Source organism: Butyrivibrio fibrisolvens (assembly GCF_037113525.1).
GTDB classification, from domain to species: Bacteria; Bacillota; Clostridia; order Lachnospirales; family Lachnospiraceae; genus Butyrivibrio; species Butyrivibrio fibrisolvens.
This window is the reverse complement of the sequence record NZ_CP146963.1, coordinates 389,277-413,369: the sequence shown is the minus strand read 5'-3', so window position 1 is coordinate 413,369 and position 24,093 is coordinate 389,277. Positions and strand designations below refer to the sequence as shown.

The 24,093-nt window shown below is 41.0% G+C and carries 23 protein-coding genes and 1 tRNA gene; 3 read left to right on the top strand and 21 right to left on the bottom strand.

Going from position 1 to position 24,093, the window contains the following annotated elements:
* Positions 1-22: 22 nt before the first annotated feature.
* The 11 genes from WAA20_RS01630 to mtaB form a co-directional block, all read right to left on the bottom strand.
* The gene (locus tag WAA20_RS01630; RefSeq protein ID WP_073387507.1) at positions 23-1,633 is read right to left on the bottom strand and encodes a DUF5722 domain-containing protein; all 1,611 of its coding nucleotides are present in this window, start codon (positions 1,631-1,633) and stop codon (positions 23-25) included.
* Between the two features lie 127 nt (positions 1,634-1,760).
* Positions 1,761-1,833: transfer RNA gene (locus WAA20_RS01625), tRNA-Gln, on the bottom strand.
* An 87-nt stretch (positions 1,834-1,920) separates the two neighbouring features.
* A complete protein-coding gene (locus WAA20_RS01620) occupies positions 1,921-3,174 on the bottom strand; it encodes a U32 family peptidase (protein WP_073387508.1) in 1,254 nt (417 codons plus the stop codon).
* Positions 3,175-3,219: 45 nt separating this feature from the next.
* Positions 3,220-3,867 carry an O-methyltransferase gene (locus tag WAA20_RS01615; RefSeq protein WP_073387563.1) on the bottom strand — a complete coding sequence of 216 codons (648 nt, stop codon included), beginning with the start codon at positions 3,865-3,867 and terminating at the stop codon, positions 3,220-3,222.
* A gap of 29 nt (positions 3,868-3,896) precedes the next feature.
* Entirely contained in the window at positions 3,897-4,436 is a 540-nt protein-coding gene (locus WAA20_RS01610) for an endolytic transglycosylase MltG (protein ID WP_073387510.1), read from the bottom strand.
* 13 nt (positions 4,437-4,449) lie between these two features.
* On the bottom strand, positions 4,450-6,126 hold the full coding sequence (locus tag WAA20_RS01605; protein WP_073387512.1) for a ribonuclease J: 1,677 nt from the start codon (positions 6,124-6,126) through the stop codon (positions 4,450-4,452).
* Positions 6,123-6,593, bottom strand: a complete 471-nt coding sequence (locus WAA20_RS01600; protein WP_073387514.1) for a Fur family transcriptional regulator — start codon at positions 6,591-6,593, stop codon at positions 6,123-6,125. Before WAA20_RS01600 ends, WAA20_RS01605 begins: the two co-directional genes overlap by 4 nt.
* Positions 6,594-6,639: 46 nt before the next feature.
* A complete protein-coding gene (locus WAA20_RS01595; RefSeq protein ID WP_073387515.1) occupies positions 6,640-6,903 on the bottom strand; it encodes a DUF1292 domain-containing protein in 264 nt (87 codons plus the stop codon).
* Positions 6,904-6,944: 41 nt separating this feature from the next.
* Entirely contained in the window at positions 6,945-7,388 is a 444-nt protein-coding gene (gene ruvX / locus WAA20_RS01590; protein ID WP_073387517.1) for a Holliday junction resolvase RuvX, read from the bottom strand.
* Between the two features lie 25 nt (positions 7,389-7,413).
* Positions 7,414-7,689, bottom strand: a complete 276-nt coding sequence (locus WAA20_RS01585; RefSeq protein ID WP_073387518.1) for an IreB family regulatory phosphoprotein — start codon at positions 7,687-7,689, stop codon at positions 7,414-7,416.
* A gap of 147 nt (positions 7,690-7,836) precedes the next feature.
* Positions 7,837-9,219: a tRNA (N(6)-L-threonylcarbamoyladenosine(37)-C(2))-methylthiotransferase MtaB gene (mtaB, locus tag WAA20_RS01580; protein ID WP_073387520.1), complete on the bottom strand. Its 1,383-nt coding sequence runs from the start codon at positions 9,217-9,219 to the stop codon at positions 7,837-7,839.
* An 87-nt stretch (positions 9,220-9,306) separates the two neighbouring features.
* Between mtaB and WAA20_RS01575 the strand changes: the two genes are divergently transcribed.
* Positions 9,307-9,537, top strand: coding sequence for an HPr family phosphocarrier protein (locus WAA20_RS01575; RefSeq protein WP_073387521.1), 231 nt, complete (start codon positions 9,307-9,309; stop codon positions 9,535-9,537).
* A gap of 112 nt (positions 9,538-9,649) precedes the next feature.
* On the opposite strand, the gene thiI is transcribed toward WAA20_RS01575, so the two are convergent.
* The 5 genes from thiI to WAA20_RS01550 form a co-directional block, all read right to left on the bottom strand.
* Positions 9,650-10,852, bottom strand: a complete 1,203-nt coding sequence (gene thiI / locus WAA20_RS01570; protein ID WP_073387523.1) for a tRNA uracil 4-sulfurtransferase ThiI — start codon at positions 10,850-10,852, stop codon at positions 9,650-9,652.
* A 103-nt stretch (positions 10,853-10,955) separates the two neighbouring features.
* Entirely contained in the window at positions 10,956-12,116 is a 1,161-nt protein-coding gene (locus tag WAA20_RS01565) for a cysteine desulfurase family protein (protein ID WP_073387524.1), read from the bottom strand.
* Positions 12,117-12,309: 193 nt separating this feature from the next.
* Positions 12,310-13,065: a 16S rRNA (uracil(1498)-N(3))-methyltransferase gene (locus WAA20_RS01560; protein WP_073387527.1), complete on the bottom strand. Its 756-nt coding sequence runs from the start codon at positions 13,063-13,065 to the stop codon at positions 12,310-12,312.
* A gap of 192 nt (positions 13,066-13,257) precedes the next feature.
* Positions 13,258-14,331 carry a 50S ribosomal protein L11 methyltransferase gene (locus WAA20_RS01555; protein WP_073387528.1) on the bottom strand — a complete coding sequence of 358 codons (1,074 nt, stop codon included), beginning with the start codon at positions 14,329-14,331 and terminating at the stop codon, positions 13,258-13,260.
* A 167-nt stretch (positions 14,332-14,498) separates the two neighbouring features.
* Positions 14,499-15,443 carry a hypothetical protein gene (locus tag WAA20_RS01550; protein WP_073387529.1) on the bottom strand — a complete coding sequence of 315 codons (945 nt, stop codon included), beginning with the start codon at positions 15,441-15,443 and terminating at the stop codon, positions 14,499-14,501.
* Positions 15,444-15,610: 167 nt separating this feature from the next.
* Here WAA20_RS01550 and WAA20_RS01545 point away from each other — a divergent pair, with 167 nt between their 5' ends.
* Together WAA20_RS01545 and WAA20_RS01540 are read left to right on the top strand one after the other, a co-directional pair.
* Complete coding sequence (locus WAA20_RS01545) at positions 15,611-16,306, top strand: LytTR family DNA-binding domain-containing protein (RefSeq protein WP_073387531.1); 696 nt, start codon at positions 15,611-15,613, stop codon at positions 16,304-16,306.
* Between the two features lie 109 nt (positions 16,307-16,415).
* Entirely contained in the window at positions 16,416-17,741 is a 1,326-nt protein-coding gene (locus WAA20_RS01540; RefSeq protein WP_073387533.1) for a GHKL domain-containing protein, read from the top strand.
* A gap of 58 nt (positions 17,742-17,799) precedes the next feature.
* Here WAA20_RS01540 and dnaJ read toward each other — a convergent pair whose 3' ends face one another.
* The 5 genes from dnaJ to WAA20_RS01515 all read right to left on the bottom strand — a co-directional run bounded on the left by dnaJ (position 17,800) and on the right by WAA20_RS01515 (position 23,857).
* A complete protein-coding gene (gene dnaJ / locus WAA20_RS01535) occupies positions 17,800-18,981 on the bottom strand; it encodes a molecular chaperone DnaJ (protein WP_073387535.1) in 1,182 nt (393 codons plus the stop codon).
* Positions 18,982-19,115: 134 nt separating this feature from the next.
* Entirely contained in the window at positions 19,116-20,990 is a 1,875-nt protein-coding gene (dnaK, locus tag WAA20_RS01530) for a molecular chaperone DnaK (protein WP_073387536.1), read from the bottom strand.
* Positions 20,991-21,111: 121 nt separating this feature from the next.
* On the bottom strand, positions 21,112-21,741 hold the full coding sequence (gene grpE, locus WAA20_RS01525) for a nucleotide exchange factor GrpE (protein ID WP_073387538.1): 630 nt from the start codon (positions 21,739-21,741) through the stop codon (positions 21,112-21,114).
* Between the two features lie 39 nt (positions 21,742-21,780).
* Positions 21,781-22,809: a heat-inducible transcriptional repressor HrcA gene (hrcA, locus tag WAA20_RS01520; RefSeq protein WP_073387539.1), complete on the bottom strand. Its 1,029-nt coding sequence runs from the start codon at positions 22,807-22,809 to the stop codon at positions 21,781-21,783.
* A gap of 211 nt (positions 22,810-23,020) precedes the next feature.
* Complete coding sequence (locus WAA20_RS01515; protein ID WP_073387541.1) at positions 23,021-23,857, bottom strand: DUF6465 family protein; 837 nt, start codon at positions 23,855-23,857, stop codon at positions 23,021-23,023.
* Positions 23,858-24,093 lie beyond the last annotated feature (236 nt).

The window sequence follows — 24,093 nt, the reverse complement described above, 5'->3', positions numbered from 1 at the left end:
CCGTCAAATTAAATAATTATAATTATCTCTTTACAATGATCGAGTTAAGATCAGTTACACCAATAGTAGCTGCTGCAGCATTTATATACTGCTGAGCATTAGCACCGTCAAGGTTCTGATAATATGTATATGCCTGCTTATGAGCACCGCCCTGTGTAACAAGTCCAAGTGCAAGACCCTGAGCAAGCTCTGCAGATGCATCCATCTGCTTGTTATAAATAAAAGCATCTATGTGCTGGTTATTCATGGCAATTTCATAAGCATAAGTAATAGCTGCTGCCTGAATAGCTTCACCGGCGTGTGAGCTGTATCCAACCTCACTGCAGATGATGGATCTTACTTCTCCGTTAGGAGCCCTAAGTCCCTGTGTGCACATGTAGTCTGTTACTACTTCAATATTCTCCATAGCAACATATGGTGAAGAAATATCATGTGTTACATACTTGGAAGAATTAGCCCATGCATAGCTGTTTGTAAGAGGTACATCATATGGATGAACAGCAAGTGACCAGTTGATATTACCTTCTGATGAAATGTAGGAATTGAACAGATCAAGGTAATCTTTTCCTGCATAATATTTGTTAGGCTCGTTGGTCTTAGCCCACATCTGGTCAATACATGTATATACGTTAGCATTAGCATTCTGTGACTTGATCGCATTGTAGAATACACGGAATGCATTGGCATTCTGAACTGCAAAAGTTGTAGCATCAACGTTGGACATGTAGTTCCAAAGATATCTTGCGTTGATCTCGTTACCGATTACGAAGTTATCGATCTGTCCAAGTCCCTGGTTACTGTATCTTGAAGCAAGGAATGAACCTATAGCTGCAAGAAGCTCAACACCTGCCTGATCTGCTGCATTGTATGCATAATATGAATGTCCTGCTGATCTTGAGAGAGGGTTGATAGATGTAAGGTCGGCATGCCAGTCATTAAGAAGAACCATTGTACAGGATATTCCGTTCTGCTTAAACATGGAAATGAGCCAGTCATAAGCCTGAACTGTTCCTGCGTTAAATGAATATGTCTTACCGTTGTAATTGTAAGTGATCTGAGCTCCGCTCTTATTAAGGAGCTGTGACATAAGAAGGTTATATGAGCACTGATCGATTCCGAGAGTTACGATATCACCTGAATGGATCATTGTAGACTCAGGAATGATTCCCTTCTTACCTGCCTGAACTCTTGCTACTGTATGTGTAGCTATTGCCTCAGGATTTGTAATATAAGCTGCATTACTAACCTGAGTCATTACTCCGCCCTGGGATGTTGCTACTACGAATTTCTTGTAGAGCATTGAGTTTGCAGTATTGTTATTAAGTGCAACTGTAAAAGTTGCAGATGTTCCTGCTGCTGCAGTTGCAACCTGTGTTCCTGTAACACCTGTATCATAAACGTTCTGTGCATACAGATGATATAATCCATCTGAACTTGCCGGAACGCTTGAAGTCGTAGCCTTAATAATGACATTTGAACCACTTATGCTAGCGCTAAGTGATACAAAACCATCTGCATGTGCTGTTATGCTAGCCTTATCTGTGTACATCATAGACACAATTACCAGTGCTGTACAAAGCAGTGCACATACGCCCCTTTTAACCCCTGCAACAAATCTGTTGTTCCCTCTCATTAAATTACTCTCCTTGTTTTTTAATCACGATACGTCTATCAAGACGCAACACTTATTTCATTATACAGGAAAAACATAAAAAAAGAAAAGCTCTACAGTCAAATAACTGTAGAGCTTTTAAATTTAGCTGGGCTAGCAGGATTCGAACCTGCGAAGTGACGGAGTCAGAGTCCGTTGCCTTACCGCTTGGCGATAGCCCATCGACAAGATAAAAGTATACGCACTTCTACCACTTATGTCAACAGTTTTTTTAACGATTTTTTATTTTCGGAAATCCGCGCTTTTATTTAGCGCAGATTTCCATTCTGAGGCGCGTGAATTCTAAGAATATCACCTGCTTCAGGAACTGTATCAAGTTCAATATCAATAAGCTGCTGTGGATGAGGTGCAGACTCCTGGGATGTTCCATCCTCTGCATAGATTGCTTTTACAACCGTTTCAATATCTCTTCCATCAGGCTTCATGATCTCGATGGTCTCGCCAACTGAGAATTTATTTCTCTGCTCAATACGGGCAAGTCCCTTATCATTAATGCTGTCAACTATTCCAAGATATGTATATTCGTTTACATATGTATTGCTGTCATAGATCTGGGATTCATCAGATGGCTTACCAAAATAGAATCCTGTTGTGAACTGACGATATGTACATCTTGCGATCTCATCCTGGTACCATGGCATATTAGCACGGTACTTCTCTTCTGATTCAAGATAATCGTCAATTGCCTTTCTATATGTACGGGCAACTGTAGCTACGTAAAGGGCTGTCTTCATACGTCCTTCGATCTTGAAGGAATTGATTCCTGCATCGATAAGTTCCGGAATGTGCTCGATCATGCACAGATCTTTTGAATTAAAGATAAATGTGCCTCTCTCATTCTCATATACAGGAAGATATTCTCCGGGTCTTGACTCTTCAACAACCGCATACTTCCATCTGCATGGATGTGTGCAGGCTCCGTGATTGGCATCACGTCCTGTGAAGTAGTTGGACAGAAGGCATCTGCCTGAATAGGAGATACACATAGCTCCGTGGATAAATGATTCTATCTCAAGATCATCAGGAATATTAGCCCTGATCTCTTTAATTTCTGCAAGAGAAAGCTCTCTGGCAGCAACAACGCGCTTTGCGCCAAGGTTATGCCAGAATTTATATGTCTCATAGTTAGTATTGTTAGCCTGAGTTGATACGTGAATCTCTATTTCAGGACAGATCCTTCTTGCCATCATGAAAAGACCCGGATCAGCGATGATCATAGCATCTGGTCCAAGTTCCTTAAGTTCATGAAAATACTCTTCTGCACCCTTAAGATCATAATTATGAGCAAGGATATTAGCAGTTACATGAACATGTGCGCCATGATCATGAGCATACTTAATTCCTGCTGCCATATCCTCTTTAGAGAAATTCTTCGCCTTAGCGCGAAGGCTGAAAGCTTCTCCGCCAATGTATACGGCATCAGCTCCATAATTAACAGCAGTCTTTAAAACTTCAAGGCTGCTGGCAGGTATCAGTAATTCAGGTTTCTTTACTTCTTTCATTTAATTAACACTTTCTAAATAAAACAAAACTACGAATAACACAGATCACTTGGTCTTTACACTAAGTGTAACTCCGTCTCCCGTATTCAGAATGACCGTCTGAAGATCTTCTCTGTGGGTTATATTGTAGATATAATCCCTCATACGGGCATGTATGGTTCTGTTACGCCTTGTAACAGCAAACCTGGACTGAACTATATCTCCATCCTGAAGAACATTGTCTGTAACAAGTAATCCGCCTTTTTTCAGGACTCTCATAACTTCCGGAAGGAAGTTCTCGTACTGGCCTTTGGCTGCATCCATAAATACAAAATCGTATCCTTCATTAAGCTCTTTAAGTACGTCTGCAGCATCCCCTTCCAAAAGGGTTATCTTCTTTCCCTTGTCAAATAAATTAAAGTGCTCTTTGGCAATAGGTATCCTTTTTTCATACTTCTCAATCGTTGTGATAGTGGTATCTGCATCCGAATATTCCGCCATAAGAAGTGCTGAAAAGCCTGTAGCTGTTCCGACTTCCAGGATATTACAAGGATGCGTCAAGCTGAGCAAAAACTTAAGAAGAGACTGTGTGTCTTTTCTTATAATGGGAACATCTCCTTCAATAGCCTCTTTTTCAAGCTTATCAAGATATTCGGCATTCCCTTTGTCCATGGCACATATAAACTCCCTCATCCTTTCGGGATCTATGGCCATAAGAGCTTCTTCATCAAAGCGGTCCGTCATTACTGTGCATCTTCTCCTTCGCCACCTTCAGCGCCTTCTGAAGGTGTATCCTCGCCTTCGCTACCCATATCTTCGCCTTCGGCTGCTCCTGTACCTGATGAATTATCTTCTACGTTAACGTTATCAGATATATTGCTTTCTACTTCACCTGAGCCGGACTCTGAATCGCCCTTATCTGCATTAGCACAGATTATGGCAAGCATCTCATCAGGCGTCATGGCTGTTGAAAGAGTATATACTCCGGGCTGTTCTAATCCATGATATTCAGAAAAATATTCCTGGATCCTGAAAAGGAATGCGTCCTTTATAAGGCCTGCCCCCTCAAGAGCATCTGCAAGTTCTGATACAGTCTCGCCTTCAAGTATTGTGACATTAAAGTATTCGCCTTCTCCAGTGGATACAGGAGTCTGATTAAATATTCCACGGCCATAGCTGTAAGCAACCTTTGAATACTTTATCAGGAGGAATAAAAATATTATCAGTAATACAACTCTGATTATTGCACTGGTAATGGAAATACCTACTTCTTTTTTGTTCATAATAGCTTCTTTCTTAGTTGTCCATGATGATCGGAAGAATCATCGGTCTTCTCTTAGTCTTTTTCCAGATAAACTCACTGAGAATATCCTTAACAAGATTCTTGAGCTTAGGCCAGTCAGTTATACCTCTGGACAGAGCTTCAGTAACCTCATCAAGTACAAGGTCAGTTGCATCTTCGATAAGTTCATCAGACTCTTTGACATATACAAAGCCTCTTGAAACGATCATAGGCCCTGATACAAGCTGGGCACTACCCTTATCGATTCCAAGAACAGCTATAACTATACCATCCTGAGCCAGTCTCTGACGGTCTCTTAAAACGACATTACCTACATCACCAACTCCGATTCCATCAACAAGCACTGCTCCTGTAGGAACCTTACCATGTATTCTTGCACTTGTCGAATCCATCTCAAGAATATCACCGGTCTTAAGGATAAATGTATTCTCCTTAGGGATACCAAGCTTAAGTGCAATCTGTCTCTGTGCTGTAAGATGACGATATTCACCATGCACCGGAACTGAATATTTTGGTTTAACAAGATTATATATCAGTTTTATATCTTCCTGGCAAGCGTGACCTGATACATGTACGTCCTGGAAAATAACCTGAGCGCCCTTCATCATCAGTTCATTTACAACATTAGTTACAGACTTCTCATTACCTGGGATAGGTGTTGAAGAGAAAATAACTGTATCTCCTGGTTTAATAGATATCTTTTTGTGCTGTCCGTTAGCCATACGTGAAAGAGCAGCCATGGACTCACCCTGCGAGCCTGTTGTAATTATAACTTGCTTATTGTCAGGATAGTTCTTGAGCTCATCAATATCTATAAGTGTATTATCCGGAACCTTGATACATTCAAGCTTCTGGGCAATATCAATGACAGTGACCATGCTTCGGCCTTCTACGACAACCTTTCTGTCATACTGGTAGGCTGCGTTTATGATCTGCTGAACACGGTCGACATTACTTGCAAAGGTCGCAACTATGATACGTGATTTCTTATGTTCACGGAAAAGAGCATCAAGAGTAGCACCAACAGTCTTTTCTGATGCAGTAAATCCGGGTCTTTCAGCATTTGTAGAATCACATAAAAGGGCAAGTACACCTTTTTTACCAATCTCACCAAATCTCTGAAGATCGATAGGATCTCCATAAACAGGAGTATAGTCAACCTTAAAGTCACCTGTATGAACCACGATTCCTGCAGGTGAATATATAGCAAGTGCAGCTGCATCAACTATAGAATGGTTTGTCTTGATGAACTCAACCCTGAAATCTCCAAGGTTTATAAACTGGCCGAACTTAACGACCTTACGGCGTGTGTTACGCATAAGTCCGTGCTCTTCAAGCTTATGCTCAATAAGACCCATCGTAAGTCTTGTAGCGTATACAGGAGCATTAACCTCTTTAAGAATATACGGAAGTGCTCCAATATGGTCTTCATGACCGTGGGTTATAACAAAACCCTTGACCTTATCAATATTATCAAGAAGATAGGTCACATCAGGGATTACCAGGTCAATTCCCAGCATATCATCGTCAGGGAATGACAGACCGCAATCCACAACAATAATACTGTCTTCATAACGGAAGGCAGTAATGTTCATACCAATTTGCTCCAAACCTCCCAAAGGGATGATCTGCAGCTTCGAGGCATTATCTGTATTTTTTTGTTTCTTCAATCAGTGTTTCCTCCACATTCTTTACAGTAACCGTAGAGTTTGACCTCATGATCGATAACCTGAAAGCCGGTCTTTTGGGCAATGGAGGCTTCCAGCCCTTCCATCATATCATCCTTAAATTCAAAGACTTTGCCACATTTGACACAAATCAGGTGATGATGGTGGTGATGGTGTCCTTTGGATCTTTTTTGATCCGAGATCTCATACCTCTCACTTCCATCATCAAAATTGATTCGATCGATAAGATGTAACTCCCTGAGTACCTGTATTGTTCTGTAAACAGTTGCCAATCCAATCTCCGGATGGTCTGCTTTCACCTTGTTATAAATTTCTTCAGCAGTAAGATGCTGTTTCCTGGACGCCTGCAGAGCTTCAAGTACATAAATGCGCTGATTCGTGACCTTGAGTCCTTTCTCGCGCAACATGCCCTTGAATGATTCCTGGTTCACATTTTTATGATCTCCCATTGTCAGTCGTCCTCTCCTTTATATATGAATAAAAGTAAGCACAAGATCATAAATCGAGTTCTATACCATCTTCATCAAGTAATTTTACAAAAATCTGTCCTACAGCACGAAGTTCCTGATCACTGTCCACTATAGTATAAAGAGCATCAGCATCTTCGCTATCAGAATCATCACGAAGAATAAGAGCTTCTCCATCACCTTCTTCAGAATCAGTTACAAGAAGGTATGTTTTACCAGCCACAACTGTCTGCTCAAGTGCATAAAAATCATGTGATCCTTCGCCATCAATGTTAAGTGTGATCTTTTCCATAATTATTCTTTTCCATTTATCTATTATTAAAGCAATACCTCTCAGTTTTTATCACTCTGAGTTTTATTAACCACATTATCCAGATAATCCTGAAGTATAAGTTCGGCAGCGATCATATCAACATGATCCTTGCGATCACGTCCTCTTATACCCAGTTCATCCATTATCTCGTCCGCTTCTACGGTTGTAAGTCTTTCATCAAGCATATGAACAGGGAGTCCGGTCCTTCTTTCAAGCTTCTCCTTGAACAAAAGAGCCATCTGCGCACGTTCACCTACTGTTGTATCCATGTTAACAGGAAGTCCCAGCACGATTTCTGTGACGCCATATTCTACTATGAGTTCCTCAATACGTGCAAGGGTCTTCCTAAGCTTATTCTCTTCCTTTCGACGTATTATCTCCTTGGGCTGTGCAGTACACAGCAGCATATCGCTGATGGCTACACCAACGGTACGCGACCCATAGTCAAGTCCCATATATCTCATACTGCTTAATTAATCCTTCCGCTAATTACTTTTTCTGATCCCAGTTATTGTTGTGAATATACTGAGTCAGCATTTCCTCAACAAGCTCATCACGCTCTACTTTGCTGATCAAGCTTCTGGCGCCGTTGTGGCTGGTTATATATGTTGGATCACCGGACATGATATATCCCACTATCTGATTGACCGGATTATATCCCTTTTCGACCATAGCTTCATAAACAACTTCCAGTATCTTACCAACTGCAGTTTCCTGAGGTGTCTCAACTTTGAAAAATTGTGTATGTCCAAGATCCTGTGCCATAAGCATCCTTTCTGCACTTTATGTGTGCGCAAAAACCGTATAGATAATATTATTTTAACCTAATGCCGTTTTCTATGCAACTTACGCTATCATCGTCACCATATACCGCTCTTAGCAAAACGGCATATCTACTGCGTTTTATTATGATTATGCCATGAGCATGATATCATCTGTCAAAAAGCCCGTACAGATTCCTTCTGCAAAAGTTCCGGATAATTCTTTCTCTTTATCCTTATCACCTATCTCCATGGCAAGCCTTACATATCTTTCTGTATGGCCTGTTATATATAACTTGCCACCAATGTCCTGAACATCTTCCCACAGAACTTTTACCTTTTCTCCTATGAAGCTTTCTCTGTACTTTCTTGACTGTGCCGCTGTCATATCTAGAAGCACATCACTTCTTTCTGACTTCTGGCGATCTGTTAACTGATCAGGCATTTTCTCAGCAACAGTACCTTTACGAATTGAATACTTGAATACATGCATCTCGTAGAAATTGACCTTCTCACAAAATGCACGGCACTCCTCGAACTCTTCTTCGGTTTCACCCGGGAATCCTACTATTACATCTGTTGTGATCGCAGGTCTGTCATAAACCTCTCTAAGGAGCTTTACTCCATCGTAGTATTCCTGCGCAGTATAATGTCTGTTCATCCTCTTAAGAGTATTCTCACAACCCGACTGGAGTGATAGATGGAAATGCGGACACAGTTTTGGCATAGATGCCATTGCCTTAGCCATCTCAGGGGTTATGATCCTCGGCTCAAGAGAGCTAAGTCTTATTCTCTCTATGCCTTTAATAGCATGTATTTTTTTCAAAAGATCTAAAAGCTCTGAACCTTCTCTGTCAAGGCCATATGAACTTATATGGATTCCTGTTATTACTACCTCTTTAACCCCGAGTGCTGCAAGTCCCAGTATCTCTGATACTACATCCTTCTGCTGCCTTGATCTTATCCTTCCTCTGGCAAAAGGAATAAGACAGTATGAACAGAACTGATTGCAGCCATCCTGAATCTTGATATATGCCCTTGTATGCTCAGGTGCATGCTCAAGCTTCATCTCTTCATATTCGGTCTTTTCTTTGCTTCCGACTTTGATGGATGGATCCATTTCCATGGAAACATTTTTATTTTTATTGGAAACTACATCAGTATCATTTTGATCTGATGAATTTCCATTATCCTCAAGGTATTTTTTCAGTATACTTACTACCTGATTCTTTTTATTGTTACCGATTGCAATGTCTATACATTCATCCATCTTGACCTTATCTTCATTGGTCTCGACATAGCATCCTACTGCAACTACCAAAGCGCCCGGGTTCTCTTTCTTGGCGCGGTGTATCATCTGTCTGCTTTTCCTGTCAGCAATGTTAGTAACAGTGCATGTATTAATGATATAGATATCTGCAGGCTGATCAAAAGGCCTGATCTCATAGCCTGCTTCCTTAAGGTCTTGTTCAATTACATCCAGCTCATAGCTATTAACCTTGCATCCAAGGTTGTGAAGTGCAACACTTTTCACTAACTAACTCCTTTTTTTTCGGTGTTTTGACGTTGACTAATCCTATCCTCTCGTTTATCATTAAGAAAAGAAGGAGGTATTTGCGCAATGAAGACAGTTAAAATTTCACTTAATTCTATCGATAAGGTAAAATCATTCGTTAATGAGATCACAAAATATGATTATGATTTTGATCTTGTTTCCGGCAGATATGTTATCGATGCAAAGTCAATCATGGGCATCTTCTCACTCGATCTGTCTAAACCGATCGATCTGAATATCCATGCAGAAGACGGCGTTGACGAAGTTCTCAACGTTTTAAAGCCTTACATGATCTGAGTATCAATGCGCAGATATTGTGTGGGTGAAAGGTAAAACCTAATAATTTTAGGTTTTACAATTTTTAATGGTTAGTTCAAGGGCTCTGGATTTATTCCAGAGCCTTTTTGTATTATGCAGTGATTTCAATTATCTCATCTGTATCTATAGCTTTCTTTACCATATCATCGATCTTATCGCGGAGATTTCCTTCGTGATCCTCAATGATATCAAGCCTTGGCTTAGTAACAGGATGCTTAGCTACAAAAATCGTACAGCAGTCTTCATAAGGCTGGATTGAAGTTTCGTAAGCGTCGATCTTAAGAGAGATATCTACTATATCCTGCTTATCAAATGCAATAACAGGTCTGTAAACAGGCATAGATTCTACGACAGCGTTTGTGCAAAGAAGTGACTGCATTGTCTGTGAAGCAACCTGTCCTATGGATTCTCCTGTGATAAGTCCCATACAGTCAGACTTCTTGGCAAGCATCTCTGCAATACGCATCATGTATCTTCTCATAATGATAGTAAGCTCATCGTGAGGGCATTTATCATAAATATACATCTGGATCTCAGTAAAGTTGATAACATGAAGCTTAACTTTACCGGTATACTTTGCAATAACTCTTGCAAGGTCTTCAACCTTCTGCTTAGCTCTTTCTGATGTGTATGGCGGAGCGTTGAAATATACAGCTTCGATCTCTACACCCCTTTTAGCGATCATATATCCTGCAACAGGGCTGTCGATTCCGCCAGAAAGAAGGAGCATAGCCCTTCCTGCTGTACCAAGTGGCATTCCACCAGGCCCCGGGATAACTTCTGAATACATGTTGATCTTCTCTCTAAGCTCTACATGAAGAAGAATATCAGGGTTATGTACATCAACAGTAAAATCAGGATGAGATTCAAGTATAGCTGCGCCAAGGTCTCTTGCAAGTTCCATTGAATCAAGAGGATAAGATTTATCAACTCTACGAACCTGAACTTTAAAAGATTTGTGCTTATCAGGATATACGTCGCCCATAAAGCCTGAAACAAGTTCAGCAAGTTTCTCCGGTGTGGGGAGCTTGCCGTCTTCATCTCTTGCCACAGTTACTGCCGGACAGATTCCTGTAAGACCAAATACAGTCTGAAGAGCCTTTACCGTCTCATCAAAGTCATAATTTTCAGCTTCAACATAAATACGTCCTGCTGTTCTTGTAACTTCAAATTCTCCTGAGCACTTTTCAAGTACGCGCTTAATCTGACGCATAAGAGCATCTTCGAACACGTAACGGTTTTTACCTTTCAAGCCGATTTCGGCATACTTCAATATAAATGCGTGATACTGCATCTTAACCTCTTTCTGTTATCCATGTGATTGAATTTATCAATGATCGTAATTATCTGATTATAACTATAAATAGTAAATCTTGATATCCTGTCTATATAACTTTTTACTGACGTGAATATCTTCTAAGCATCGGAACAACTGACTCAAGTGCCTCTACTGTATGATCTATCTCTTCCTTAGTTGTAAATACAGACATGCTAAAACGAAGAGTTGAATCAAGAAGCTCTTTATCAAGTCCAATAGACTTAAGTGTGTCGCTTACATGCGGACGATTAGTAGAGCATGCACTTCCTGCAGAAACATATATATCCTTATCTTCAAGCGCATGAAGTAAAACCTCTGCTCTTACTCCTTTAATGCTAAGACTGATTATATGCGGAGCGCAGTCACTGTCTGTCTTACCATTTACACTGACATCAGGAAGCTTATCACATACAGCCTTTATAAAATAGCTCTTAAGCTCGCGCATAGTCTCAACATGACTGTCAAGGTTTTCATATATTTCTTCAGCAGCTCTTCCAAGTCCTGCGATTCCCGGAACATTCTCTGTTCCTGAACGCATACCTTGCTGCTGGCCTCCGCCATAATTTATCGGAACGATCCTTACGCCGTTTTTGACATATAAAAAGCCTGTGCCCTTCGGTCCATGTATCTTGTGACCGCTCACAGACATAAGATCGATTCCCATCTTTGAAGGATTTATGTGGAACTTACCGTAGCCCTGGACTGCATCAACATGAAAATATGTCTTTGGATTAACCTGCTTTATTACTTTTCCGCATTCCTCGATCGGCATAAGTGCACCGATTTCGTTATTAACAAGCATTATACTTACAAGGATCGTATCTGGTCTTATAGCATTCTTAAGATCATCTACTCCTACCTGACCATTCTTATCAACAGGAAGATATGTAACTTCAAAGCCCTGCTTCTCAAGATATTTCATTGTTTCAAGAATTGCAGGATGCTCAACAGAAGATGTGATAAGATGCTTACCAACCTCTTTTTCTCTGGATCTTGCAGCTCCTATAAGGGCCATATTATCAGATTCTGTTCCACCTGATGTGAAAAAAATCTCTTTCTCATTGCAATGCAGAGTTGCTGCTATCTGCTTCTTGGCTTTCTTAACTATATCCTCAGCAACCTTGCCATAGTGATGCATACTTGACGGATTACCGTACGTTTTTGTCATTGTATCTGCAACAAGCTGTGCTACATCGTCAAAAGCACGTGTTGTTGCGGAGTTATCAAGATAACACTCCATTTTATTTAATGCTCCAGTTCCAAAAATTATCGCAATATTCTAAATTAATTACCTTCGAGAGTATAACCAATATATCTCAAAAAGTAAAGTCTGCCTTTTTACTCGTTTTTAACCTAATGTCACGAACAAAGTGAGTGACTAATGGTTGGAATTGGCAGCGCCCGCGATGCCAATTCTCGGAGTTGATCTCCGATCAACTCCCGCCTTCCAACATATACCCAAGCCATGCAAGAATAGTAAATCCGGCTGTCTCTGTGCGAAGTATCCTGCGTCCCATAGTTATAGGCTTCATATCTGCCGCAAGAGCCTTATCAATCTCAGCATCATCAAAACCGCCCTCAGGCCCTATAAAAATAGCTACGCTCTGACCAGGCTTTATAGAAGAAATAAGCTCCCTTGTCTCATCCATACCCTTGGCAAGTTCGTAAGGTACAAGCTTAACATCCATAGAAGCTGCCATTTGCACTGCTTCGCCATAGGTTACAGGCGCATGTACATTTGGGATAATGCTTCTTTTACTCTGCTTGGCTGCAGCCTCTGCAATACCCTGCCAGCGTGCCACCTTGGATTTAGCCTTCTTCTCATCAAGCTTAACGATACATCTTTTCATAGCGACAGGAATGATCTCATATACGCCAAGTTCAACCGCCTTCTGAACGATAAGTTCCATCTTGTCAGCTTTAGGAAGCCCCTGAAAAAGATATATCTTAGACGGAAGCTCAATATCATCTTCCTTTACAAAACGAAGCCTACAAATAACGCTGCCGTCTGCGATCTCTTCTATTCCATAGCGGTATTCCTTGCCATCGCCATCTCTGGTACTTACGGATATCTCTTCGCCTGTTTTCATTCTAAGGACATTGACTATATGATTGTAGTCATCGCCTTCTATCATAAGAGTCTTATCGACTTCGTCTATCTGTTCCTTGTCTACAAAAAAATGATACATATTTTGTCTTTCCTTAATTTTTTCCCAAAAAAATCATGAATAATTACAGTTCTATAATACATCATTATAGCAATAACGAATCACCTAATGCCATTTTCAACCTTCTAGTGAATCCAATTTTCATCTCATGATATATCTTAACACTAAAAAGGCCATACCTTAAATTAAGTATGGCCATGTAAAAACTGTCATTTATGCTTTTCTGGATGTAACAGATACCCAGTCTCCCTGGTGTATCATCTCAATATCTGTAAAGCCTGCTGCTCTGTGGGCAGCTGCAACCTCTTCTCCTTTTTCATTCATGATACCGGATGTGATAAATACTGCACCCTTCTTCATGAACTGACCTATTACAGGAGCAAGCGGTACCAGAACTACAGGAAGGATATTAGCAAGAACAACATCATACTTTTCGTATCCGACCTCATCCTGTACCTTCTTATCATCAATGATATTGCCGATGATAAGCTTAAGATCCTTATCTGTATATCCGTTAGCTTCAAGGTTTTCTGCTATAGCAGGAATTGCACCCTTATCAAGATCTGTTCCTACGCAGTGGCCGGCGCCATACATAAGAGCCAGAATTGAAAGTACTCCGCTTCCTGTTCCTACATCAAGAACCTCGCAGCCTGGTGTAATATATTTGCCAAGCTGATGGATGCAAAGCTGTGTGGACTCGTGAAGACCTGTACCAAATGCTGTTCCAGGATCTATATGGAATATCTTGTCTGTCTTTTCAAGATCCTCTTCGGATGGTTCTTCCCAGGAAGGAATAATAAGAACATCATCTACGATGAACTTGTGGAAATACTGTTTCCAGTTATTCATCCAGTCTATATCTTCAGTAACATCAACAGAGATAGTGCCATCTCCTATATCCATGTACTGACTGATTCCATCAAGTATCTGCCTTATCTCTTTTTGAAGCTGCTCAGGAGTCTTCTTAACCTGCTTACCACCTGCAGCTTCCATCTGATATGATACATCACCTGTTCCATCAGATGCAGATGTATCCTCGGCATCCTCGTCCGGTATTGTAACTGTCAGAGTATTATCATCTGCAAGCTCTGCAAAGAAATTAAGATAAGCGATTCCATCATCCTCCTGCTCCGGAACAACATCTACGAACATCTGTTCCTTCTCTGCAGCTGTAAGCGGCACCTTATCTTCTATCTGCGCACCTGTAAGGCCTATATCAACCATCTCGCTGATAATGACATCTTCAGCCTCTTCATTTGTGCGAATTCTAAACCTCATCCATTTCATACGTTAAAACCTCATCTAAAACCTGTTACGTGTCATTAAGACTAATCCTGACAAAAAAGCCTTCTTCTCAGCCCATTTTAACGCACAACAAACGATAATGCAAAGTTTGAAGATGTTTGTATATATCAACCTGCCATATTACCGGAATATGGATCATTCATACCGAGTCAACCTGCCATGTTGCCGGGATATGGATTATTCATACCGACATTACTGATCTCGTTTCCGGCACGCTTGCAAAGTTCCCTGAACTTACCTGAAAGTCTGCTGAGCTTGCCATATAAGTCAAATGATATCACAGTTGTAGGTGCAACCTGCATGTATGAGCTCATCATTCTTACAAGGATATAGCTGTCTATAAATGCATATCTTACAACGCAGCCAACTATGACACCCACAACAAATCCTATAAAAGTAAACCAGCCAAGAGCCTTGAACAATAATACAAATAAATAAACAGGTAATATACTTGCTACTACTGTTCCGATTATCACAATAAGAGATACCTTGGCTGCATCCTTGAGGAGTGTCTTCCAGTTCTGAAAATAGATAACTACGCCATCTGCTGCGCTTTTGAATGCACTCTGCTGATTATTATAGAACGTGTAGCCAAGGCAGCATTCATCTACATATCCAAGTCCGATTCTGATAAGGCTCTTGGCAAATCCCGCTATTATGCTCATTCCGGGAACAAAATCAAGGAAGCTCTCCACCTTGCCTACTGCACTTTGAAGCTGGTTAACAGCCCCGCTTACAAGTCTGTCAAGAACAAAATAAATGTTGCTTGTAGCAAATCTTGACTTAACCATTCTGATTCCATAGTTTACTTCATCTGCAGGTACCTGACCGGTTCTGAAGGTTTCAGCGATTACTGCAACATGCCCTGCTTTAACAAGATATCCAAAATAGGTGTTTATTATGTAGCTTATAAGCAGTGTTCCTGCAAACCAGATTAAAAGTCCGATCATTCCAACTTCTTCACTTTCCATCAGCACGCTTATCCCCATGACTATCGCGAACAGAATGATTGACAAAAGTACCGTAGCCAAACCCATTCCCAGCTTTATCCATGCAAATTTCAGTGTCTTAGTGTATACTTCGTTAGCTTTCATACTCTTCCTCCTTGTTCTACAGCTTTCATACTTGTAGTACATTTATGCATCCATTTTATGCAGATATTTCAATGTATATTCTATTTTTTCGTAAGTGGTTGAAAATCCGGTGCGAACGGTTATAATATTACTGTTTATCTTAGGCTTTTCTTATACAGGAACTAAATATGCGGGTAGCAATACTTGATGACGAACAGATATTCGTCGACAGCTTATACAAATTATTGTGGAAAGAAATGAACTTTGAGCTTTTCACTTATACTGATCCCAATAAGCTTCTTGAGGATTATTCACTTGGCAAAAGATTCGATATTATCTTTTGCGATGTTATCATGGAGCCATTTAACGGAATCGAAGTTGGCAAGAAGATCCGTACCTATGATTCGACCTGCTTCATTATATATCTGACAAGCGACCTTTCTTCCGCTCCCAAAGGCTACGAAGTCAATGCTTTCAGATATCTGATAAAACCTATTGATGAAAAATCTCTGTCAGACACCCTCGAAAGCATCCGACAAGAAATTCGCAGTAAGAAAAAGCGCTTACTTCGTATCGATGCATCATTTGGATCAATGATTCTAAACACTGCTGATATTCTCTATATAGAAGCCAACAACAAGGATACAGCTGTTTATACGGATGATGATTCTATAACTGTCAGAAAGAACCTGACTGATTTTGAAGAAGAACTTTCCGGGCAGCATTTCTGCAGAATACACCGCAGTATTCTTGTTAATCTTGAGAGAATCTCGCAGTATGATTCTTCACACATAACACTTGATAATGGAAACACACTGGCTCTTAGCAGGCGCAGATACAAGGACTTTGAATCTGCCTTCAATGCATTTATTTCAGGAGAATAAGTACGAGGTTAAGCTTGAAAGTGTTCCACATTTAAACCCAAATTGATGACGCGAGCTCCATCAGTTTGAACCATTAGTCACTCGCTTTGCTCGCGACATGAGGTTAATTATGAATCTCCATATCATTGATCTTTTTGGCCCTTATGTAATTGCCGCAATTTCAAATGCTATAGCCTGCACTGAACTTATATTGCTCCTCCAGTACTTCTGCGGGGGGCATCTTGATATTTCAGGAAAAAGGCTGTATCTGCTCTTCCCGTCCTATTTTCTTGTTTTATTCATAACGAATATTTTCATACCAATACCATCACTTTATATGATCATGGTCCTTGCAATGGTATATCTGACTATTCTGGGGCTTAGTTCACTTAAGCTTACGGATGTTCTTTTGACCATTCCGACTTTTTTCTTATATACCGTTTTTTCAATAATGCCGTCATATATTTTCACGACAGTATTCCCGTATGTGGATGATTCATTTTCCTGCTTTTACCTGACACTGAAACTCTCTGATGTCATTACAGACCTGACTATCATACTGATTCTTGTGACAATACACATCATTTCCCAAAAGAAAGGACTGGTCTTTCATATTACGTTAAGAGAAATCGCGCTGGCAATGATACTGTTCTGCCTTACAATGCTGATACTGGCGCTGTGTGCTATGTTATTCGCAACAAGCGACTATTTGGGATTTGCTGATATGTTCTGGAGGTTCTTCCTGCCTATAGCATATGTCAGCTGCATTGTATTCTATATTTACAGTTTGTTTGAAAAAAGAATCCGTCTTGAGAATGAGACACTTGCAAGAATTCATATGACCTATCTGCAGACTCAGCTGGACGCTATGCAGAACCTCCAGCTGCAAGAAGATGAGATCAGGAAAAAGAGACATGATCTCAAAAAACATATGGCAATAATCGAAACACTGGCTGAAGACGGTAATTACAATGAAATCAAAAAATATACTAAAGATCTTACTGCCAGCCTTCCTGCCGCTCCTGTTCCTATTAGCGGCAATAATATTGCTGATATAATCCTGGCCAGCAGAATGGAGATTGCAAACAAAAAGGGCATTACCTTTGGCTATGAAGGATCACTGGCAGGGCTTACCAATATGCCTGCCCCTGATATATGCTCCATTCTTGCCAATGCTCTTGATAATGCGCTGGAAGCCTGTGAAAACATTGAAAATCCTTATATTAATGTCAAAGCAGTCAGAACACGCAACTTTACTACTATTTCCGTAATCAATCCTGTGCTTGTACAGCGCCATATACGCGGAAATCTTATTTCCACGACCAAAAAGGATAAGGTAAGTCACGGTTATGGTCTTAAGATCATTCAGGAGCTTGCAGGTAAATATCATGGCAAATGCCTCATCTCCTGCAGTAAAGTAGAATTCAGCTTAAGAGTCCAATTACAGAACCCGTGAAGCTATTAATAACGAGAGGGTGCCGCTATTTTGTGCGACACCCCCAAAAAAGTTATCTTTATTTATTCCAGAAGCCTTTTTTCTTCTTTTTGTCTTTGCCGTCCTTATCATCAGAACCATCCGATGTAAGTCTCTCTGCCTCATTAAGGCTGTCACCTGTAAGTTCATCAAACTTAGTAAGGAGCTCTTTGGCCTCTTTGGAAAGACGTTCAGGAGTCTTAACTACAAGAGTAACATAGTGGTCACCTCTGATATCCTTATCTCTAAGAGAAGGAACACCCTTACCTCTAAGTCTGATTCTTGCTCCTGTCTGAGTTCCAGGCTTAACATCATATACTACTCTACCATCAACAGTATCGATCACGATGGATCCACCAAGAGCTGCAATAGCATATGACATCTCTACAACTGAGAAAATATCATAATCTTCTCTCTGGAATGTAGGATGACTTGATACAAGTACCTCTACAAGAAGATCGCCTCTTGGACCTCCGTTGATACCAGGTTCACCCTTTTCTCTGATACGAACACTCTGTCCGTTATCAATTCCTGCAGGAATTGTAACTTTGATCGTCTTGCGGCTTGTCTTATAACCTGTACCGCCACAATCAGAACATTTATCTTTAATAATCTTGCCTGAGCCGCCGCAGTCAGGACATGTCTGAACATTACGTACAGTTCCGAAAAGAGACTGCTGTGTGAAAACAACCTGTCCCTTACCACCGCACTTAGGACACATCTGAGGAGTTGTTCCAGGCTTAGCGCCTGTACCTTTACATGTCGGGCAAGGATCTTTCAAATTAAGAGTCAGTTCTTTCTCAGTGCCTGTGATTGATTCCATAAATGTAATTCTGACACTGGCACGTATATTAGCTCCCTTTGCAGGTCCGGAACGTGCTCCACGGCTTCTACCGCCGCCAAAGAACTCACCGAATATGTCACCAAATATATCACTGAAATCAGCACCGGAGAAATCAAATCCGCCACCGTTAAATCCTGCTCCGCCGCCTTCAAATGCTGCATGACCGAACTGATCATACTGGCGTCTCTTCTCAGGATCTGAAAGTACCGCATATGCTTCAGAAGCTTCCTTGAATTTTTCGGCTGCTGCAGAATCACCGGGATTCATATCAGGATGATACTTTTTAGCAAGTACTCTGTATGCTTTTTTGATCTCATCATCCGAAGCGCCCTTGCCGACTCCAAGAACTTCATAATAATCGCGTTTCTGATCTGCCATAATACCTTTTCCTTAGCGCAAAATACCCGCGAGCTGCGAAATCCGCAGCTCGGGGTTATAATCATAGATCCATATCACAAACGCAAATACCTGCGTCTGTAAGAAGTCGTATAAAAATCACCGACCTTTATACATTATACTTCTCTGTAGTCTCCGTCAACTACGTCATCATTATTTGCTCCCTGAGATGAAGCGCCTGCTCCGCCCATATCAGGTCCAGGACCAGCCTGAGGGCCAGCCTGCTGCTGCATGTTCTCATACATCTTTGAGAAGAGCTGCTGAGCATCTGTCATAAGTTTCTCTTTCTGAGTCTTGATCTTATCGATCTCTTCGTCAGTAAGTTCCTTATCCTTAGTAGCTTCAAGAGTAGCCTTAAGATCGCTGAGATCAGCCTCTACTGTTGACTTAGCAGTAGCATCGATCTTGTCGCCTGCATCCTTGAGTGCCTGCTCTGTCTGGAATACGAAGGAATCAGCTTCGTTTCTTGCATCAATGCCTTCCTTACGTTTCTTATCCTGAGCCTCATATTCCTGAGCCTCTTTGATAGCCTTATCGATATCATCATCAGACATGTTTGTGCCGGATGTGATTGTGATGTGCTGCTCTTTACCTGTACCAAGGTCCTTAGCAGATACGTTAACGATACCGTTAGCATCGATATCGAATGTTACTTCGATCTGAGGCATACCTCTTCTTGCTGGTGGGATACCATCAAGACGGAACTGACCAAGTGACTTGTTGTCTCTTGCGAACTGTCTTTCACCCTGAAGAACGTTGATATCAACTGCTGTCTGGTTATCAGCTGCTGTTGAGAAGATCTGGCTCTTCTTTGTAGGAATAGTTGTATTACGCTCGATAAGCTTTGTAGCGATACCACCCATTGTCTCGATAGAAAGTGAAAGTGGAGTTACATCGAGAAGAAGGATATCTCCTGTACCAGCTTCGTTATTGAGCTTACCACCCTGGATACCAGCACCAACTGCTACGCATTCATCAGGGTTAAGGTTCTTGGAAGGCTCCTGACCTGTAAGCTGCTTAACCTTCTCTACTACGCAAGGAACACGTGTTGAACCACCAACAAGGAGTACCTTACCAAGGTCAGCGTTTGTAAGACCAGCATCTCTCATAGCGTTCTGTACAGGGATTGCTGTCTTCTCAACGAGGTCATGAATGAGCTCTTCGAATTTAGCTCTTGTAAGATCCATATCAAAGTGCTTAGGACCTTCAGCTGTTGCTGTAATGAAAGGAAGGTTGATGTTAGTTGTTGTAGAAGAAGAAAGTTCCTTCTTAGCCTTCTCTGCAGCTTCCTTAAGTCTCTGCATAGCCATCTTGTCGCCTGAAAGGTCTACGCCTTCTCTTGACTTGAACTCTTCAACCATCCAGTTGATGATTCTGTTATCGAAATCGTCACCACCAAGGTGTGTATCACCGTTTGTAGAAAGAACTTCGATTACGCCATCACCGATCTCGATGATAGATACGTCGAATGTACCGCCACCAAGGTCATAAACCATGATCTTCTGCTCTTTCTCGTTATCAAGACCATAAGCAAGAGCTGCTGCTGTAGGCTCGTTGATGATACGCTCTACTTCAAGACCAGCGATCTTACCAGCGTTCTTTGTAGCCTGACGCTGAGCATCGTTGAAGTATGCAGGAACTGTGATAACTGCCTGTGATACAGACTCTCCAAGATAGTCCTCAGCATCCTTTTTAAGTTTCTGAAGGATCATAGCTGAAATCTGCTCTGGTGAGTACTTCTTGCCGTCGATGTTACGGCCATTATCTGTACCCATATCTCTCTTGATTGAAGAGATTGTGTGATCTGCATTTGTAACAGCCTGACGCTTAGCAGGCTCACCTACAAGTCTCTCACCATTCTTTGTGAAAGCTACAACTGAAGGTGTTGTTCTAGCGCCTTCTGCATTTGCGATAACGGTAGGCTTTCCACCTTCCATGACTGCTACGCAGCTATTTGTAGTACCAAGGTCGATACCAATAATTTTACCCATAGTTAATTACCTCCATAACTATTTCATCTTGATTTTTAATCTATCCCATTTGGGAATTCGGAGATGTTTATATCTGTCAACGTTCTCCTGAAGCTATAACCGTTTTGGGTCAAGCCTCTTTCTATTTAGCAACAGCCACCATTGAGTGACGGATTACTGTATCGTGATATGTGTAGCCCTTCTGGAGCTCCTGAGCAACGATTCCTTCTTCATACTCTTCACTCTCAACCTGCATTACTGCATTGTGAAGGTTAGGATCAAACTCCTTACCAAGAGCCTCTATAGGTTTAACATCCATGTCTTCAAGTGTCTTAATAAGCTGCTTGTAGATCATGTCAAATCCCTGAACAAGAGAATCATCTTTCTTATCTTCCGGAACTGCTGCAAGACCCCTTTCGAAGTTATCTACAACCGGAAGTATCTTAGTAAGTACATTACCTGCACCTGCATCGAACATCTGAGCTTTCTCTTTCTCAGTTCTGTTACGGAAGTTCTCAAACTCAGCAAGCTGACGTTTGTACTTGTCTGTCATGTCATCAAGCTTATCCTGAAGAGGATTTTTCTTTTTTCCAAAAAGAGATTTCTTACCCTCTTCCTTGCTCTCTTCTTCAGCTTCCTTGGAAGAATCTTCAGAGCCTTCGGCCTGAGCCTCAGCATTTTCTTCTGTAGCTGCCTCGTTAACAGCTTCATTTTCATTAAGAGCGTCTTCTACTGCTTCCTGCTCTTTTTTGATTTCCTTTTCCTGACTCAAGTTGGTTCTCCTTTATTACTATTATTTATGTGAAAATAGCTAGTCGTTCTTTTTATAAAGATCATCCAGCTGATGCATCATCTTCTTAAGAGTAGATACAACCTTGTCGTAGTCCATTCGCTTAGGTCCTATGATACCGACCGTACCTCTCATACCCTCTGCAAGTTCATAGGTTGCTGTAACAACACTGCAGTCCTTCATGGTAGCTATAGGCATTTCATTTCCTATATAAACCTGAATACCATGCTCAGTAGCATTCAAAGAGCTTTCAACAAGACTTGTAAGATCGTGCTTTTCTTCAAATGTATTGATAAGATCACTTGCCTTCTGATTATCTGAAAGCTCAGGGTACTTTAAAATGTTATTAGTACCACTTGTATATATCTCAAGCTCTTCATCAGCTCTGATGGATTCAGCTGCTGCATCTATGACATGTCCGACAATCTCCGAGTGTATACCCGCCTGAGCTTTAAGTGCTGCAATAAGGCCAAGGTTGATATTCTCAACCGATATGCCTCCAAGATTCGTATTAAGGATCATGTTCAGCTTCAGGATCGTTGCATCATCAAGCTCTTCTTCAACCGGTATCATCTTGTTCTTGATAAGGTTACCTTCAAGAACTATGGTAGCAAGAAGGTGATCGCTATCAACTCGGCTTATCTGCAGGAATTTGAGCTTGTTCTTGCTCATGGAAGGCGCTGAGATCATGGTTGCATAATTAGTATTGTCTGCAAGCTGTCTCGCTACATGCTTAAGAAGATTCTCAAGCTTCTCTTCCTTGTCCAGCAGCATCTCACGCATGCTGTCAACTTCCTTCTCCTTCTCAGCAAGCATATCGTCAACATAAATGCGATAGCCCTGATCAGAAGGTATACGGCCTGCTGAAGTATGTGGCTGAAGTATAAGCCCCATTTCTTCAAGATCAGACATCTCATTGCGAATTGTCGCAGATGAAAGATTCAGATCCGTATACTTGGAAATCGTCCTGCTTCCAACCGGTTCTCCGGTCTCCAGATAATTACGGACGATTGCATTTAGAATTGTTTTCTTACGCTCTGTAAGTTCCAAATGATTACCTCTTCTTATCCGGTGTTAGCACTCACTCGACTTGAGTGCTAATATCTTACATACGTTAAATTATCACTTATAAACTTCCATGTCAACCAACTAATAACTAAAAAAGTCTAAAGAAAAAATAAAGAAGCGCAAATCCATATAGAATCTACGCTCCTTCATATAATAAAAAAAGATATGGGGCAATTTAATAACGTTTTTTAGATCACAGATCAAAGCTTCCAAGCTGCTCGTCTGCTACATAATAAACTCTGCCTTCTTCAGGTTTTACATAAAGATCCAGTTTCTTAAGCTCATCATACTTCTTGCCAAGGCTTGCCTTTGCATTCTTTAAAAGAACGCTCTGCTCAACATCATAGTCTCTGTACTGGAGAACAAGTTTAACCTTAGGCTCATTTGCAGCCTTAACATCAGCCACCTTCTTAGCAACTGTCTTTGCTGCTACAGATGCCTTCTTAGCTACTGTCTTCTTAGCTGTCTCAGCTTTCTTAGCTACTGTCTTTTTAGCTACAGTCGCCTTCTTTTCTACTGTTTTCTTAGCTACAGCAGCTTTCTTTTCTACAGTCTTCTTAGTTGCCTCTGCTTTTTTAGCTACTGTCTTTTCAACCTTTTTTACATCCTTCTTTGCTGTCTCAGCCTTCTTAGCTACAGTCTTTTTAGCAGCTGCTGCCTTCTTTGTAGTATCTTTTGTAACTTTCTTTGCAGTCTTAGCTGCCTCTTTCTTTACTTCCTTCACTTTCTTGTCAGCAGCTTTTTCTACCTTTTTAGCCGTTTTGGCTACAGTCTTCTTAGCTTTTTCTGCCTTTTTTTCTGTATCCTTTTTAGCTGTTTCTACTTTCTTTACTGCTGCATCCTTTACGTCTTCAGCTTTTTTAGCTGCTATATTCTTAACTTCTACAACCTTAACACCAACTTCCTGTTTCTTAGCTTCAGCATCTTTTGCAAGTGCTGCTGCCTTCTCGCTTTGCTCTATAACAGCTGCTTTAACAATAGATTTGATAGTTGCTGTAGGTCTTACCTGTGTGCTACTCTCTTCTGCCATAATGGATTCCTCCCATGCATCTGCTCACCCTGCAAGCAGCAAGGCTGTTTCTATAATTGTAGTTGTCTGGAAAATTGATTAACAGTGAATCTGTTGGAACTAATAACCTTACTTTTTCGAGTTTATCGCAATTCCGTTACATTGTCAATGTTTTGAGATACAAGGCAACAAAAAAGTCATGTGCCTTTCATCATTAAAGACACATGACTTTGCATTTCTATGTACAGATTACAGGA